14 protein-coding genes and 2 pseudogenes are annotated in these 16,201 nt (G+C 31.0%); 1 reads left to right on the forward strand and 15 read right to left on the reverse strand.

Annotation, left to right across the window (positions count from 1 at the left end):
- Nucleotides 1-65: 65 nt before the first annotated feature.
- The 9 genes and pseudogenes from C661_RS0110920 to C661_RS0110960 form a co-directional block, all read right to left on the reverse strand.
- Nucleotides 66-977: a metallophosphoesterase family protein gene (locus C661_RS0110920; RefSeq protein ID WP_017415353.1), complete on the reverse strand. Its 912-nt coding sequence runs from the start codon at nucleotides 975-977 to the stop codon at nucleotides 66-68.
- Nucleotides 978-1,269: 292 nt separating this feature from the next.
- A complete protein-coding gene (locus tag C661_RS0110925) occupies nucleotides 1,270-2,037 on the reverse strand; it encodes a nucleotidyltransferase domain-containing protein (protein ID WP_017415354.1) in 768 nt (255 codons plus the stop codon).
- 323 nt (nucleotides 2,038-2,360) lie between these two features.
- Complete coding sequence (locus C661_RS0110930; protein ID WP_017415355.1) at nucleotides 2,361-3,182, reverse strand: class I SAM-dependent methyltransferase; 822 nt, start codon at nucleotides 3,180-3,182, stop codon at nucleotides 2,361-2,363.
- 200 nt (nucleotides 3,183-3,382) lie between these two features.
- The gene (locus C661_RS0110935) at nucleotides 3,383-4,528 is read right to left on the reverse strand and encodes an RNA-guided endonuclease InsQ/TnpB family protein (protein ID WP_017415356.1); all 1,146 of its coding nucleotides are present in this window, start codon (nucleotides 4,526-4,528) and stop codon (nucleotides 3,383-3,385) included.
- 47 nt (nucleotides 4,529-4,575) lie between these two features.
- Nucleotides 4,576-4,719: pseudogene (locus C661_RS21760) on the reverse strand (MerR family transcriptional regulator); the annotation flags it as partial.
- Between the two features lie 509 nt (nucleotides 4,720-5,228).
- A complete protein-coding gene (locus tag C661_RS0110945) occupies nucleotides 5,229-6,023 on the reverse strand; it encodes a helix-turn-helix domain-containing protein (RefSeq protein ID WP_017415358.1) in 795 nt (264 codons plus the stop codon).
- Between the two features lie 328 nt (nucleotides 6,024-6,351).
- A complete protein-coding gene (locus tag C661_RS0110950; RefSeq protein ID WP_017415359.1) occupies nucleotides 6,352-7,131 on the reverse strand; it encodes a hypothetical protein in 780 nt (259 codons plus the stop codon).
- Between the two features lie 12 nt (nucleotides 7,132-7,143).
- Nucleotides 7,144-8,142, reverse strand: a complete 999-nt coding sequence (locus C661_RS0110955) for an anti sigma factor C-terminal domain-containing protein (protein WP_017415360.1) — start codon at nucleotides 8,140-8,142, stop codon at nucleotides 7,144-7,146.
- Nucleotides 8,132-8,641: an RNA polymerase sigma factor gene (locus tag C661_RS0110960; protein WP_017415361.1), complete on the reverse strand. Its 510-nt coding sequence runs from the start codon at nucleotides 8,639-8,641 to the stop codon at nucleotides 8,132-8,134. The genes C661_RS0110955 and C661_RS0110960 overlap by 11 nt, the downstream gene beginning before the upstream one ends.
- A gap of 670 nt (nucleotides 8,642-9,311) precedes the next feature.
- Here C661_RS0110960 and C661_RS0110965 point away from each other — a divergent pair.
- The gene (locus C661_RS0110965) at nucleotides 9,312-10,082 is read left to right on the forward strand and encodes a class I SAM-dependent methyltransferase (RefSeq protein WP_017415362.1); all 771 of its coding nucleotides are present in this window, start codon (nucleotides 9,312-9,314) and stop codon (nucleotides 10,080-10,082) included.
- Nucleotides 10,083-10,643: 561 nt separating this feature from the next.
- Here C661_RS0110965 and C661_RS24240 read toward each other — a convergent pair.
- The 6 genes and pseudogenes from C661_RS24240 to C661_RS21770 form a co-directional block, all read right to left on the reverse strand.
- Nucleotides 10,644-11,048, reverse strand: a pseudogene (locus C661_RS24240) (cupin domain-containing protein); the annotation flags it as partial.
- 288 nt (nucleotides 11,049-11,336) lie between these two features.
- Nucleotides 11,337-12,080: a copper homeostasis protein CutC gene (locus tag C661_RS0110975; protein WP_017415364.1), complete on the reverse strand. Its 744-nt coding sequence runs from the start codon at nucleotides 12,078-12,080 to the stop codon at nucleotides 11,337-11,339.
- 4 nt (nucleotides 12,081-12,084) lie between these two features.
- The gene (locus C661_RS0110980) at nucleotides 12,085-13,590 is read right to left on the reverse strand and encodes a M81 family metallopeptidase (RefSeq protein WP_017415365.1); all 1,506 of its coding nucleotides are present in this window, start codon (nucleotides 13,588-13,590) and stop codon (nucleotides 12,085-12,087) included.
- Between the two features lie 115 nt (nucleotides 13,591-13,705).
- Nucleotides 13,706-14,320, reverse strand: coding sequence for a DUF3267 domain-containing protein (locus C661_RS0110985; RefSeq protein WP_017415366.1), 615 nt, complete (start codon nucleotides 14,318-14,320; stop codon nucleotides 13,706-13,708).
- A gap of 246 nt (nucleotides 14,321-14,566) precedes the next feature.
- Nucleotides 14,567-15,820: a serine hydrolase domain-containing protein gene (locus C661_RS0110990; RefSeq protein WP_017415367.1), complete on the reverse strand. Its 1,254-nt coding sequence runs from the start codon at nucleotides 15,818-15,820 to the stop codon at nucleotides 14,567-14,569.
- Nucleotides 15,821-15,858: 38 nt separating this feature from the next.
- Nucleotides 15,859-16,161, reverse strand: coding sequence for a DUF3795 domain-containing protein (locus C661_RS21770; protein WP_017415368.1), 303 nt, complete (start codon nucleotides 16,159-16,161; stop codon nucleotides 15,859-15,861).
- Nucleotides 16,162-16,201 lie beyond the last annotated feature (40 nt).

Below are 16,201 nucleotides of genomic sequence, written 5' to 3' on the forward strand. Positions count from 1 at the left end.
CTCCTTCACAATAATTTTTCAGTATTTTGTCCATAAAAGAAATTTATAAATTCCTCTATTTATCTCTAGTCTATCTTTAAGGATGTTACTACAGGTAGTACAGAGCGACCATTCCACCTATCACCAAGTCCCAGTTCCCCTGGAGAATCATTCTGGTAATGTCCATTAATACCTTCAATATTAATACCACCATTTTCAGTAATTGTGATACTAGCATATAGTTCATCTTTATATAGAACTAAGTCTTTTATAAAGGGATACTGCTGGTGAATTTCTTCTGAATAAGAAAAATGCTCATGTTCAGGTCCAACCCAAATATAAGACATAGAATTAAGCCCAAAATAATAGGTTTGTCCAATTTTCTCAAGTGAATCTCCATGGTCATGTCCATTAATGCATAAAAGTACCTTTCTTCCTCTATCATTTATCCTATTAATTAAAGCTTTTACTTCAGCCTTGTTATGTACCCCTCTTTTAGCAAACTCATTTTCAAAACTATGATGGGAGAAAATCACATAATAATCACTACTATCAGTCAATTCATTTTCTAACCATTTTAATTGTTCCTCAGGAAGAACTGGATAAGCATCTTTTGTTTTGTTATAATTTCTCTTATAATATGGTTCATATCCCTCATCAGTTTTTATAAAACAGGTATCTAGTACAATAAATTTAAAATTGCCCTTTTTAAAGGAGTAGTAACTATTGTCCAGGTTTAAAAACTTCATCACATCTTTTCTTGGAACCGCATCAGAATCATGATTCCCTATGACATGATAAACAGGCTTTCCAATATCTAAAAGCATATGCAGTAAAAATTTATTTTCCTCTTTTGGTACACAGAAATCTCCAAGTTGAATAACAAAATCCAGCTGCTTATCTTTTACCTTAGTTATAAAATTTGGGAGCTTCTCAGCTCCATCATGAATATGGTCATAGTGTAAGTCAGCAAATACTGCAAATTTAACCTTTTCCATTCATTTACCCCAAATCCTTTTTTAGTTTACTATACTTCTAAATAATACTTAAAATTCTATTATACACCAATGTATCTCTATTTTACCATATTATTACTTGTATTTTATACCACTTATTTCTTAAATTTACACTTAAGAACCGTCTATTAAATTATAAGTTTGTTTGAAAAATTGTTTACCTTTATGCAAAAAGCCTGTAGACTTTTTTACGCCCTACAGACCTTAATCTCAATATATACTTAACATGGATATTTAACCTTAAATTTTTCTTAATTAGTTACTAAAAACTTTGTTATTTTACCATTGAAATTTCCTTCTCTAGGACATCAGCAAATCTTTGAATATAAGGTCCAAGCCCTTCTAGCCATTTTATAACTTCCTCATGATCTTTATACTTACTTGGCTCTTCCCTAATCCTTATAGTCTTCTCCATGACCTCAATGTCTTCAATTAGGTTGTTATCCAAAGCCCACTTCCCTGCTTTAGTTTTAGAAATGATTTTACCTGTCCTAAGGGTATAAATACATCTTGCAATATCTAAAAGCCACCCAGCAGAATACAGTCTTTTATCTGTTTTGGCTCCAAATCTTCTTATTGTATCATAATGTTTTATCACAGCTTCCAGGACTTCTTCTTTTCTTGGATAGGTAAAATTGTGCCTTAGTTCCTTACCATATAACAAATGACCCTGTTCAATTAATTCTATCATGGAAAAAGGATCAAAGCAGTATTTATTTGTTATTTTCTGACCACTAGTCCCCCAATATACCACTGTATCTGGATTATTATTAATGAATCCATCCAGTGTTAAAAATCCACCTTCAAAGGAAGGAAAGTACAAATTATTTCTATATTTCCTAGAAAGCTCTTGTCTTAAATTAAGTAATTCCTTTCCTTGAGTATCTGAAATTTCTGTTTCAGTTAAACATAATATATCAATATCACTCCACCCTAATTTAAAATCTTCAAGGACAACTGAACCATAAAGATATATTGAGGGCTTATTTTCTAGTAAAATATCCACTATGCGATTTTTAATTATTTTAATTGACTGCTGCATTTCTAAAACTCCTCATTTTAATAATAATCATATGAAACTAATATGCTCCTGCTCAGTTAGAAATTATAAAGGATGTAATAATAAAAATCTTCTTATCACATCCTTTAAAATAACTTCCTTAATTTATTTCACGGCAATTCAAATAATGTAGTTTAAACTACCTACTTAGGCATCTTCAAAAAATAAATAAGTTAGTATCCTCGTCTATTTTGAGTTATACTGCGTCAACAGAACCCTTAGATAGCCCACTATCTAAAGAACCAGTTTCCTTGTCGGCACAAGCTTGCTTGTGAGCTCAAAATATCCTTCACATCTTTGACTTGTTATTTATTTTCAGATACCTTAATTACTTTTTTTCTGTATCTATAAATATCGCCGCCTGATTTACTAACATGGTAAAAGGCTTCAAATCCTCGTTTTAATAATTCTTCCTTAGGTTTTCTCTTTCTGTTATCTTCACCAATACAATCAATTATATAACCGCCATCCTTAACAACCCTTGTTAACTCAGCAATTTCAGCATCATAATTATCCCCTACTACATGTCCAGACATTACAATATCAAAAGTATTATCCTCATATGGAATTTTCTCTACTGTGCCATCTAAAACTACGACATTAAGAATATTCTCAGCCTTTATTTTATCACGTAAATATTCTCGTAGTGCATCTGTTGGTTCACTGGCATAAACTCGTCTAGCCTTTTCAGCAGCAGCAAATGCAAGTCTTCCCGTACCACTTCCAATGTCTAGAACTACCTTATCCTTAAAATCAGCTAGGTCAAATAGAAAGTTCTTATCCCAATCATAGATATAATCACAGTTTTTATTCATGAGTTCAGGGTATACATAAACTATTGATGTTTCCATTTCTCCTATAACAAAAACTTCTGCTTTACGTACCTCTTGATGAGAAAGATTTTTAGGCACTTCATGAGTTAACTTTTCAAGGAAAACTCTACTCTCAGGGCACTTATGAAAAAAGTACCATTTTACTGCTGGATTGTATTCCAGTGCTATTGCTAAATTTTTAGAAAAATCCTTATCACTTAAATGATTTTCACACATCATTCTAATAATCCATCTATCCATAAGTAAAAACGAGTTGAAAGAAAATTCTTCTGGCTTGATCCAGTTATAATTCATATACTACTCCTCCATTTGTTGAGGGCTACAGCATATTCACCCGTTACATAAAATCTACTAAAGTCTACTATTTAGAGATTTTTTCCTTATTCACCGTAACCTGTTTTGTCATAAGACTACTCCAGTTTGTTATGTTGCTCCAAAGGCTTAAATTCCTGTGTAACGAACAGTACATATCAGCATTATCTTTTTTATTGATACTATGCTGATTCCTTGTATCTTGAAAGATTTATTGATGCGTTTTTATCCCTATCGATCCTGCTATTGCATGATGGGCAGGTAAAAACTCTATCTTTAAGTTTTAAATCTTTCTTTATTGTTCCACAACAAGAGCAGGTTTTGCTTGAAGGATAAAACCTATCTGCTTTAACAAATTCAATGCCATTAAATTTACTTTTGTATTCTAAAATACTCATAAACTTATGGAAACATTGTTCGCTAATAGCTTTTGATAAGTGTTTATTTTTAAGCATACCTTTTACATTTAAATCTTCAACAACTATTCTGCTTGGCTTGGTTTTCACTATTGCAGTTGTTGCTTGATGAATATGATTTAAACGTATATTAGAAAGCCTTCTTTGAATAAGTTTTATTTCTCTTTCCAGTTTTTTTATATTATTAGTTTTAGTGAACTTATAGTGGTTTTCACATTCCTTTCCTATTTGAATTTTACCTTTTTCATATTTTGTTGAAACTTGTCTTTGTTTTCTTTTTAATTTCTTTTTTAGTCTTTTAACTTCTTTAGTTTTATTAATATTTTTAAAGGGCTTATCTATATTTGAAACTATTGCTAACTCTTTAAGTCCAAGGTCTACACCTATTGATATACCGGTGTTTTCAGGTATAGGTTCCCTTTTCTCAACACCTACAGATATATACCAAAACTTCCCATCAAAACTTATTCTGGGATTGGTATATTTAATATCCATTGGTATCTGCTCTGCCGTCTTAATCCAACCAACCTTTTCAATCAATACTAAATTGTCTTTTACTTTTAATTTATGTGTATCATTATAGAATGATGGTTTGCTTTTTCTTCTACTTTTAAATTTGGGTTTATCCGCTAACCCCTTAAAGAAGTTTTTATAAGCATTGCAGGCATCTTTTACAGCCTGTTTTGCAACATTGTTAGATACTTCACTGAGCCAGTTAAGTTCGAATTTCTTTAATATGGTTAATTCTTTTCTCAAATCTCCATCTTTTATAAACTTGTCACCATTTTTATAATTTTGTTCTTGCCTTCCAAGTGTCCAGTTATATATAAATCTTGAAGTTCCAATTGATTGCCATAATTTTTGTTCTTGCTCTACGTTAGGAATAATTCTAACTTTCTTCGCCTGTATCATTTTCTAATAACTCCTTAATCATTTCCTTAGCTTTATTTTCCCTCTTGATTAATTTGCTGTTCAGAATAATAAAGGTGTCCACCTTCTGTTATATGGTGTGGTTTTAATTTCCCTTCATTATTCCATAGTCTTAAAGTTTGAATACTTTTTCCTACTAACTTTGAGAATTGACCAATTGTATAATACTTCATGCTATCACCTCTTTATGCATATTATGGCAGCATAAAAATAATAATATACAAATATATTTTATTAAGTTTTAGTAGTTCTATTCAAGCTGTTGCTCTCCTCCCATTATTTATAATAGAAAATCTAACATTACACTTCATATCACTTCACCCTTTCAAAATAATATTTGTTATCACCATAGACTTAAACAATGGAATAATAAATTATTCCTAACTTATTTTACCATATTATTACTTGTAATTTATACCATAAATTATCAATACTTATGCAGTTTTTTGATTATAGTTTGAAATTAATAAGAGAAGAAAACATTTCATCAAAATTAATGTTTTCTTCCCTTATTAATAGATTTAAGCTAAATACTTAATATTTCTTATAACAAAAATTTTCATGATAGCTTACCCATGTTTTTTAGATAACATATTATTACTCTTATTCCACATTGCTTTAAAAACTTAATGGTAGCAAATTAAATAAACTTAGCTACATATTAACATTAAAGCTCCTTCTATTAAGTTGTTTCAAAAAAGCGTAATCTACAGTCATCAATGGTTATGACACTGCATTCCTTTGCTCCCCATGGTTCTTCTTCAATGTCTGAAATTTGATTCCACCCATTTTCTTTAACAAACTTGTGAAAAGCTTCAATTCCTTCAATCATTAGAAATCCAGCCACATCTTTTACTGGCTCTCCTTTAAATAGATGAAACCCTCTAAATGGAGTTATGTGAGCAACCGCTACTTCATCTGGATAATCGGTGACACAACCATAGTTTCCACTCCCATCACTATACCTTGAAACCACGTCTCCATACCAGCCAAGAACTTCTTCAAACCATTTTACAGTTTTGTCCATATCTTTTGTAAAATACACTGGTCCATTCTCTCTAACAACATAACCTCTTTCAGCAAATTTACTCATTTTTTTAAACCTCTCTTTCTCAATAAGTTGGAAGTTTATTTTAGGATAAGCATTAAGATCAATGAAAGTATCACGAGCAGCTGAAGGAGTTACCCCATAAAGTTTACTAAAGGCACGAGAAAAAGCTGATGCGGATTCATAACCATACTTGAGCGCAATGTCAATTATTTTCAACTCACTACCTTTAATGTCATAAGCTGCAAGTGTAAGCTTTCTTTTGCGAATATACTCACCCAAGGATATGTGAGTCAAAAATGAGAATATACGTTGAAATTCCCATGTTGAGCATCCAACTAACCTAGCGGCCACATTAAAATCAATAGTTCCAGTTAAATTACTTTCTATATAGTCCATTGCAATATTCATATCCTTTTGCCAATCCATTTTTTCACCTCCTAATCCTATTATAAAGAAACAGTTTTATTCTTACTTTGCATTTTATGTATTCTTCTGCATATTAAAAGCATAGATAATTTCTGCATGAATCTTCTAAATTAAATTATAAGCCTTCAAAAATGTGCTTTTACCTTTTACAGCACAAAGTATAACTAAGCCTAATTAATTCTACCACATTTTTACTTGTAATTTATACCATAAAATTGCTATTATTTTTTATTTACTTTATCTTATTCGCCAATTTAAAAGAGAAGAAAACACACTAATAAAATTAATGTTTTCTCCTCTTTTTATAAATCAAGCTATAAAAGTTTTTTTAACTTTGTGGACATGAACTTATTTCTTTTTTATATCCATACTTGTATATTAGCAATAAACCAGCTATAGTCAGAATTAAATCGTAAAGTATTGAGTTTAGTATTGGCGGTCTATAGCTTAAGTTAAACAACTTTATAATGCTAAAGTCTATTACATTATTTAGTGAAAGCTTCTGGAAGAAAATTCCTGTAAGAAATACATAAAATGTAGGTAGTATATAAGCAATGATCTTATTATTAAAAGCTACTGTTGCCCCAAGGATAAAAGTTGAAAAAGCAGCTACTGAAATGGATAAACATAATATTACAAAAGCTATATATCCAACTTTAGAAATATGATATATATTTCCATAAGGTCCTAAATGAGGTATATACATTGGATCTGTATTAGCAAGTCCAAATTTTAGTATAAAGCATAACGCTAATATGATGTAGCTAACTGAAAATACAACAAAGTTTATTATTGCATTCACAGCTATCTTAACTACATAATAAGTTTTTACATTTATTACATCCAATAATTTAAATAAAAATTTTGTCTCCTTATCTTTTATTATAGATGTAGCATAAATAAATCCAACTATCACTGGTGTAAATATATATATATAAGACCTTTGATAAATTGTAACAAAATAACTTACTCCATTAATAACCTCTAGTTCATAGACCACTTTATTTAAATAAGGTATAGATATACAAATTATAATTGCTATCATAGAAATTATAGTTTTCCATGATAGTAAAGTCTTTTTCAGTTCTAACTTAAAATAAGCCTTCATATAAAACTCCCCCTAGTATTTATCAGCTACAGCCCCAATTGTAGCTGCTTTTATATAATTTAAATTCTTTAAGGCTTTTAATGTTTCCACATCTCCACTTACTACTACTCCAATAATCCTTAAATCCTCTTTATTAATTTCAGTTTTTCCCCCACTTAATACGTTGAATAAACTTTTATATCTATAATGAGTATCTTTATTTGAATTCCCACAGATTATTGAATCAATAAAACTTTCTTCTGGATTTTTCATTACCCTTCCTTGCTTATCCAGAGCTTTTATGCCATATACCTCATCTTCTTCCAGTATGGATTTTGACAATTTATCTTTATTATTTTTATCTAGAGTGTCTACCCAATACCAATTTAAAGTTATACCTTCTGGTATTAGAGCTTTAGCTTCTTCAAGGCTATAGCTTTTATCAAAAGACAGTGATATTTCCATGAGTTTATCTTTTTCTATGTTGTTAAGTTCCTCTAAATCATTAATGTATTTATCATAGCTTATTAAAGGATGATAAAATTTCATAACTAGCTTTCCTACTTTATTATATTTTCTCATTTCTTCTAGGTCCTTAAAGCCTTCACCTGAACTACTGAATAAATAATGTCCCATGTCTCCATAGATACCATCAATTAGTGGCATATAAGAATAATCTTCTTTGAAAATACCATCCACTATTGGCTTTTCTCCTAAAAATCTATACCTTGGGTACTCAATCTCTCCAATCATTATTCTATCATCCTCTTGTGTATTTCCCATATAAGCATTAGGCATCGCTACTTGAAACCAGGTATGTAATTCATTTAATTTCTTGTTTCTTACATGATTTAAAATAAAACTGTTTGCAATTAATAATGCAGCACTTAAAGTTATAAATATCATTAAGCTTATGATTATGTTTCTTATTATAGAAAAAGTTTTGGCTCTTTTAATAGTGTTATTAAAACTAGGTGTTGGTTTATCTTTCATCTCAAACAATTCTCTTAATCTTTCCTCATCACTTTTCAAAATTATCCCTCCAAACTTTTTTAAATTGTTCCCTAGCCCTAAAAAGATAGGTCTTTACTGTATTCTCATTAATATCTAAAATTTCAGCTATTTCTTTGTAAGACAATCCCATGTCATACTTAAATAACAGTAAGTTCTTTTGTATTTCACTAATTGAATTTAAACATTTTAGAATTTCTTCTTTTTTCTCTGAATCTAGTATGAAATCTTCCACTAATCTATCCTCTCTTAGGCTTTCTTTAAAAATGTCTTCATGGAGACTAAGCTGAATATGCCTATTGTTTTTTCTGCATAAATCGTAATATTTGTTGATTGCTACCTTAAAGAGCCAGGAAGATAACTTTTCAGTTTGTATTCCATCTATATATTTTAATGCTTTATAGAAGGTATCTTGAACAATGTCCTCAGCATTAGCTTCACTACATCCAAGCTTAATTAAATATTTATATATGAGATTCATCTTTTTCTCAAACATCTCATTAATTAATTCATTGCTCATCATATCCTCCTTCCATAAAGTTAGTTAATTAGGCATCTGAAAATAAATAACAAGTCAAAGATGTGAAGACTATTTTGTGATAGACAAGGAAACAGGTTCCGCAGATAGTGGAGCTATCAAAGGGTTCTGTTGACGCAGTATAGCACAAAATAGACTAGCAGATTGACTTACTTATTTTTTGAAGATGCCTTATTTGTTTCTGAAGTACTTCTATTATTAAGACGTTCAGCGAGCAAATATGTATACACTAATTTTACACTAAATGAAAAATCTACCAAACATTTTTTATATAATCCATATGCACGGTATATAAACATGTGGCAGATTTTTAAATATATTTTTAATGAAAGGTGTTTGTTCATCAAAAAGTTAAACACAGTTGTAAATTGATTCTTTTCAAGTTCATAAGTATAAAATATCAAAGTTATTTATTAGGGTAGAACTTTTAATTTTTTATAGATTTATACATTTCTAAACTTGTTTATACCTATAAATTCTTGTTCATTTTATAATACTTCGTACTCCTGCTAAATATGGGTTGGAAAATCCAAGTTTACAATTGTATATAATTTTGTTAAATACTTTGAATATGTAAATATTTTCTGTATAATTTAAAATAAAACTTTTAATATTTCCAAGGGAATATCTTTTGGGGGATAGGGGGATACATATGAAGCTAGATGAGCTATATGAACGTTTTGAAGAGGATAAAAGATTAAATACAAATAAGGCTAATAGTATAGAGTTTTTAACTTCCATATCATATATTGATAAATACTTAAAGGAAGGTATGAAGATTCTTGATATAGGAGCTGGTACAGGAGCCTATAGCATTTACTATGCAAGCAAAGGCTATGATGTAACTGCTGTTGAGCCGGTGGAAAGAAATTTAGAGGTTATTAAAGCTAAGGCACTAGAAAAGAACCTTAAAATTAACATTCAGCAAGGTAATGCTTTAGACTTATCTCATTTACCAGCCGAAAGTTTTGATGTTGTTTTATGTTTTGGACCACTATACCATGTGGACACTGACGAGAAAAAACTAAAGTGCATTGAAGAAACTAAAAGAGTTTGCAAGAAAAATGGAAAGATATTTTATGCTTACTTATCAAATGATATGGTATTCATAACTGAGTCAATGCTTTACAACAAAGAGTATTTAGGTGGACCTCATTATGACCATAATACTTTTAAATTAACTGATATGCCCTTTTGTTTTATGACTGTTAATCACATGGAACACTTAATGGAACTTTCAAAGCTGAAAGAAGTAAAACATTTTGCTGCAGACGGATTATCTGAGTTATTAAGTGAAAAAATAAATACCTTTAATGGGGAACAGTTCAAAGAATGGTTTAGGTTCCATCTTTACACCTGTGAAAAGAAAGAACTTTTAGGCTATAGCAATCATATAGTTTTTATTGCTGAAAAACAGGACTAAAATTAAAGGCAAATCCTATGATAAATATATAAATCAAAGTTAAACTTCCTAGTTTTTAATATAGACTTGAAGAAGAAAAATTTATTTTCTGTTTTCAAAAGGTCTTAAGGGAGACAAGATAAGGGTTATATATAAATCAGTGTTGATTTTGACTTCATATAATTAAAGGTAGTTTTTATGATTTTCACTAATGTGATTACTATAAATTCTTATAGAAAAAAATGTGCTAACTTAGCTTTTAAGTTAGCACATTTTATTTTTATCTGATTTTCTACTTATTCTATAATGTACTTATTCTATAAGTATACCAACTTTAGGAAGGTCAGATAGTTTCTCTTCTATTTCACCATATCCATAAAGCTGTGGAGTTAAATCTTCTCCAGCAGCGAGTCCAAGGTCCATTGCTTTTCTCCATCTTGGATTATTGCTTACATCATATACAATGCCTTTAATGGCTACATAAGCAGGACTCCCCATTATACCGTCAAACTGAGCTAGTTCATTTAAGGTAAATTTCCTAGGTTGTCTAAGATAACTTTGTTGAGCTTCATAATAATTTCTATGATTATGCTCTGCAGCATCTGCATCAGCTTTAGTTCTATGAACTGTCCCATGTGGATGTTGAGGTGGTGCATAAATAGAATATAGTTTAATTGGTTTTTTGCCTGTATTAATTAAATTATGCCATGTACCAGCTGGTATGATGAATATGAAGTCATCACAAACTCTTGCTCTAAAATCTAAGCAATTTTTTCTGTCTCCCATCATAACAATGCCTTCCCCTTCTTCAATCCTTATGAATTGATCAAGGTGTGGGTGATTTTCTAAACCTATTTCTCCTCCAACAGGGATGCTCATTAAGGTAAGTTGTAAATGCTTTCCTGTCCATAAAGCAGTACGGAAATTTTTATTTTCTTTAGTAGCCTCTTCAATATTAGTTACAAAAGGCTTTGGACCATAGTCCTTTGATTTCATCTCCATACAGTCTAAGTCATGCATTGGTTTTTTGTTATGATGTGGGTAATGATTCATGTCATAATCCTCATGCATTAAGTGATAATCATGCTTTGACTCTTCATCACAATGCCAGCAAGGATATTTTTTGTTAGAATTAGGCATATTGTTACTCCTTTTATAATGTTCTACCACCATAATATGATTAATGTTTACAAAAGGTGATTTTAATTCATAGAGTAAAACGACCATTCTTTCATACTGCTAAGATACGGTGTTCATGACTTAATCTCTTCTTCCTTATATTAACTCAATGGTATCTAGAACTTCCCTAGCTCTCTTAATAAGTCTATAATCTGCCCTTTCTATAATGAATTCACTATTAGCAGTATTCATTCTTTTAGTGCACTCTCTGTATTCCATTTTACTTCCCACATTTACCTTCCCAGATAAATGAAAATTAGTACATCCAGTTAATTTATATATTTCTTCTAAATTATTAGCATTTACTCCGCATCCAGGCATTATAGTTATAAAACCCCCAAAATTCTTCTGGATTTCTCCAATATAGTTTGCTCCTTCAAGGGCATTTTTTCTTTGTCCTGAAGTTAAAATTCGGCATATTCCCATTTCAATAAGTTTTGGAACGTCCTCTATTGGGTCTTTCGCATCATCAAATGCTCTATGAAGTACTACTTTAAGAGGGTGAGCAATTTTTACAAGTTCCTTCATTCTCACTATATCTATCTTTCCATCACTTAATAATATACCAGTAACTATGCCCTGAAATCCCATTTCTTTTGCAAGGATAATATCACTTTTCATAGTTTCAATTTCATTATCATCATATAGAAAGTCTCCAGAGCGAGGACGTATCATTACAAAAACTTCTATGTCCTTTAATTCTTTTGCCTTTTTCATTAATCCATAGCTTGGTGTCAGTCCTCCTATATTTAAAGCAGAACATAATTCTATTCGGTCTGCTCCTGCCTTCTTCGCTGTTATCATGGATGTATAGGAATCCACACACACTTCTAATATCATAACCTTATCCTTCCTTTGCTACGAGGTTATCTAAAGCATTATATTTAAAATCATCATCTAATGGGAATATTGGTCTTTTCACCAATTTATAATCTAGAGTTTTTAAATCTTCATTTGTACTCCCCTTTGTAAGTGCCATTATGCTGCGCTTTGCAACCACCTCATGCTGATGAGTAAGATAACCAAGCTTACATACTACTATTTCTGCCTCCTTTGGATCTACGCCTAAGTCTGTAAACATCTCAGGTACTATATAGCCAACATGAGCTTCTGCAAGAACTATATCCACTCCATGACTATTAAACAGTGCTAAGTCCCCTTTTATCATTCCTTCTCTAGACCAATCTTTAATATAAGCTTTTACTAATCCCTTTGCTGTTATAGGTGATGTAGTAATAGTATCAAACTTAGCACCAAAGGTAAGTGTTATTTCTTTTCCAACTTTTCCTTCACACTCTTTTGTCGCTATAGGATCATATATTCCACCATATATAACTGGTCTTCTTAAATTATTTGTTCTCTCGTCCGCCATTATTAGTTTTAAAAAGTCTGTACAGTCTGAAGAGGAACCAGCCGTTGGGTTATCCCCAGAATCAGAAAGATAAATAGGTAACTTCCCTTCTTTAACTACTTCAAAAGCAACATCTAAAGCTTCCTTTTCATTATAGGTCTCAGTATGGAAATGAAAATCATGTTTTTTTGACCAAATTAACTCTGCTAATCTAACTGCCTCTCTTTCTGCCAACTTAAGGTCATCATTTGCTACTACGTAAACAGCAATAGAGCTATCCTTATTATCTGCCCAAGGGAACCCCATCAAATAGGAAGCAGCCATTATACCTTCCTTTTCTTCGCACTGTCTAAGTTCATTAATTAGTTCTACCATGGGCTCCACAGAAGTTTGTGATTGTTCTCCAGCAATTAAAATTGGCACCTTTACCCAAGCTGACTTAGGCTTTGCATTACTTTCAAGAACCTCTATGGTCATCTTTGCAGCATGCTCACCAGTTTCAAAGCAATCTGTATGAGGAGCACATTTATAACCAACAAAACCATCACAATTGTTGTGCATTCTTTCAGTCATAGTAGTGTGCATATCAAGGGAAGAAATAATAGGAATACTTGGAAACATTCTTCTTAAGTCTTCCAAAAGGTATCCTTCTGCCTCACCTTGTTTATCAACTCTCATAGATCCATGCAATGCTAAGGTTATTGCATCTATTGGTGCTTTTTCCTGTGCAGCTTTAGCTCTTTCTATTATTTCTTCCTTAATTTTCATATAAAAATCATAATCAACTTCACCATTAGGCACTGCTCTAGCAAACACCGTAGGAATTACTTCATAACCAGCGCCTTGTAAAGTCTTTATAACTCCAGTTGTAGAATCATTTTCTCGAAGATTATTAAAAATATCCTCTCCATATATAATTTTAAAATCTTTTTCACCTGCTATTATAGGATTAAAAGAATTAGATTCATGGTGCATTCCTGCAATTAAAACTCTTTTCATTATATTTCCTCCTCATATTTTTATGTTAACACTAGCAATTAACTGTAGTGAAAGATTATTTGTTATTACAGATATTGTTTTCTCTTTTAAAACCTAACCCTTGTTTTGAATTATTTTATCTAAAATAAGTTTCAAATCCATTATTTATAATTTCTGAACCCCTTGGTACTTGAACTGCTATTAAACACATATTGAGAAAATCAGCACTTGACCCCATGGCGTTCATCAAACATAGAAATAATGTAAACCAGTTGAGCCATCCTAAAATACTAAGAATAAAAGGTAGTATCATTGATAATAGAATGAATGGCACAACAGATATAATTAAATATCTTCCCTTTTTGATTTTTTCTGTAGTATAAACAAAACCTACAAAACCATTGATCCCCCAGTACACTTTATCTGAAGTAAAAGCCTTGGGAATAAAACTAGCATGAAGGAATTCATGTATTGTCATAAATATAAAAAACATAATAACATATAGAAAAGTAACCAAATTTACCGTAAAGGTAATACTCAAGTCATTATTAATATTGAATAGTTCCTTCAAAGGAGGATATAAATAATAGGCAATAACTGCAAATATAATTCCATTTATAATCATAAAAGGTACTGATAGTAAAATTGTTATACCTAAATTAGAAGGCTCTTTTAATTTAGTCCATCCATCTGCTACTAATTTACCACTTACCGCTTTGTCAGCAGCAGGTATTTTTGTTATATATTTCATTATTCAACCTCATTTCTTCAAGTGTACATAATATCTACTAAGAACTTACTATGAAATTCATATATTTCATAACCTATAAACTTTAAGTAGCTTTATCTTATTCACACTTGTCCCATTACTCATCAGTCTGATCCATTAGAGTAATTCTCTTTTTATATTATTTAGGTAATATATATTTAAGAATATCTCTTAAATCTTCAGTATCCACAGAATACATTGCATTCTCACGAACCTTTGAAGAGCTATTTACTTCTTAGTAAATCCAAAAAACTTATAGCTTCCATCTTCACCTTCTACAAGTTCATAAGGCTTAGTTTGTGCAAACCATTTCTTGGCAAATTTATTTTTTCCTGCAGGATATAGTAAGTAATGTACCTCTCCATTAAAACGCACAAATTCCAGTCCTTCCTCCCCTAACTCTAAAGCTATTTTGTCTTTGTAATATACACCTTCGTATTTAGAAAGCTCTTCTCTATCTATTTTAACTTCTGGAATCCTTTTTGGTTCCTCAGTTTCTCCTGTAAAAATAATTTCAGCAATAGCATTACCAATGTGATAATTGTTTCCACATTCTGAATTAGACAATATCACAATACAGATATCCTCATCATAGAAGTCTTGTCTATATGTCATAACCCCTAAATGATCCCCTCCATGATAGAATCTTGTCCTCCCATACACCTTATCCTTGGTTAACCCATAGCAATAGCCTTCTTTATTTTCAGTAAAGAAGCGGTTATAGGTGTTATGGGATAAATATAATCTATGTTTAAGGTAGTAATACCACTTGCACAAATCTTCAAAATTAGATACTACAGCTCCTGCCCCAATGCTGAATTTTTCATTATAATACTGGCATCTTACTACTTCATTTCTATCCATCTGATATGGGAAGGCCTTATTTTTTATAATAACATGTCCATCATCAAGCACTGTGTTTTTCATTTCAAGAGGTTCAAAGATATATTTTTTTAAAGCATCACCAAAATTCATACCAACAATGTTTTCTATTGTCCATGCTATCATGTTGTAATTAGCGTTATTATATTCAAATTTACTTCCTGGCTGAAAACTTAGGGGTTTCTTAATAAATTCATGGAAAAACTCTTGACGATTAAAAGTATTTCTATCATAGCATTGGAAAAAGTCATCTTCCCAATTATAAAATTGGTGAAGTCCTGAAGTATGTGATAATAAATGATGAGCTGTAATGTTGCTATCAATGTGTAATTCTTTAGGTAAGTATAAGTTTATAGACTTATCTATATCTATTTTTTTCTGGTCATATAATAACATAATTAAAAACGCTGTAAACTGCTTAGATATTGATCCCAAGGTATAGCATGTATCTATACTATTTGGAATATTGTATTCATGACATGCCATTCCAGAAGATTTATTAAACATAACCTCCCCTTTATTCAAAACAGCTATAGTGCCTGAAAATGGCCAAATCTCTAAATATTTATTGATATAACTTTCTATAGTTCTTAGCTTCATAACTATTAATTCCTTTATTAATATTCATCATTCTTCATCTATTTTTTCTTTGTTAATTTCATATAGGTTTTCTCACCTTTTTTCCAGATGTTTAAATTAGCTAATCTCTCCCCATTATCTCCATGGTCAGGATTATTGAAAGCATCTTGAAGGTTTTCACAGGGCAGTTTGTTACAGTGTCCACAGTGGTTAAATCCCTTTTCAATAGAGCATTTTGCTATTTCACATTGTCCCCAAAACATTTTCCCCTGACTTTGTTGGCAACCTGGACAGTTTGTACCTTCTCTCCACTCACAATCCCCGCAATAAGCTCCACACATAGCAATCATATTTTTATCCATATATATCCCCACTTTCTTTTATATCTATTTTAACTCAACA

It is taken from the genome of Clostridium tunisiense TJ, from assembly GCF_000300195.1.
Classification (GTDB): Bacteria; Bacillota; Clostridia; order Clostridiales; family Clostridiaceae; genus Clostridium_J; species Clostridium_J tunisiense.